Source organism: Dissulfurimicrobium sp. (assembly GCF_049968175.1).
GTDB lineage: Bacteria > Desulfobacterota > Dissulfuribacteria > Dissulfuribacterales > Sh68 > Dissulfurimicrobium > Dissulfurimicrobium hydrothermale.
The window spans coordinates 1-1,236 of the sequence record NZ_JBMFRG010000114.1 but is presented as its reverse complement, the minus strand read 5'-3'; the positions used below and the strand labels follow the sequence as shown (position 1 = coordinate 1,236).

1 pseudogene is annotated in these 1,236 nt (G+C 50.9%); it reads left to right on the top strand.

The annotated features are described in order from the left end of the window. Positions 1 to 30 precede the first annotated feature (30 nt). Positions 31 to 1,231 (top strand): annotated as a pseudogene (locus ACP5SG_RS09650) (IS256 family transposase). The last annotated feature ends 5 nt before the right edge of the window (positions 1,232 to 1,236 follow it).

Here is a 1,236-nt window from a genome sequence, read left to right as displayed (position 1 = left end):
CGATATCCCACCCTTTAAAAGGAGATCATTATGGCCATTGAAAAAGAACTGTTGGATCGTCTGTTTGTCGGCTACGACTGTAAAAGACCCGAAGAGCTGATCGGGGAAAACGGGTTGCTCAAGCAACTGACCAAGGCCCTTCTGGAAAGGGCGCTGCAGGCGGAAATGACTGTCCATCTGGGACACGAGAAACATGGTGCAATAGCCGTCAAAGGCGGAAATGCCCGTAATGGCAAATCCGTCAAGACCATCAAGGGTGAGTTTGGCAAGCTGCCGATCGATGTCCCTCGTGACCGCGACAGCAGCTTTGATCCGGTGATCATTCCGAAGGGGCAAACCCGCTTTTCCGGTTTTGATGACAAGATTATTTCACTCTACACCCGGGGTATGACCACCAGGGAGATTCAGGGGCATCTGGAGGATATCTATGGTGTTGATGTCTCTCCCAGCCTGATTTCAGCGGTCACTGACGCTGTTGCCGATGAGGTTAAAATCTGGCAGAATCGCCCTCTGGACGCTGTTTACCCGATCATCTATAGGGACGCGATAATGGACATGTTATGAACAAGGCGGTCTATCTGGCTATCGGTATCACCATGGATGGGGTCAAGGATGTCCTGGGGATGTGGGTTGCGGAAAACGAAGGCGCCAAGTTCTGGTTGCAGGTAGTGACAGAGTTGAGAAATCGTGGGGTACAGGATATCTTTATTGCCTGTGTGGATGGCCTGAAGGGTTTCCCCGAGGCCATTGAGACGGTCTTTCCTCGCACCCGGATACAGCTCTGCATTGTCCATATGGTGCGCAATTCCCTGAGATATGTCTCATGGAGACAGCGCAAAGAGGTAGCTGCGGACCTCAAGACCATCTACCAGGCGACAACCGCCGAGCAGTCTGAGATGAATCTTACGGCCTTTGAAGAAAAATGGGATAAAACGCATCCGTCCATCGGCCAATCCTGGCGCAGGAACTGGGAGCGCATTATCCCTTTTTTGCCTATCCGCCGGAGATACGCAAGGTGATATACACGACTAACGCTATAGAATCGTTGAACATGTCGCTGCGCAAAGTTACTAAGAACCGGGGTTCGTTCCCCAATGACGAGGCTATGCTCAAACTGCTTTATCTGGCGCTGAACAATATCGCCAGGAAATGGACTATGCCAATCAGAGACTGGAAGGCCGCATTGAACCGCTTTTCCATCTTATTTGGTGACAGAATGCCTGCTTATTGAATATG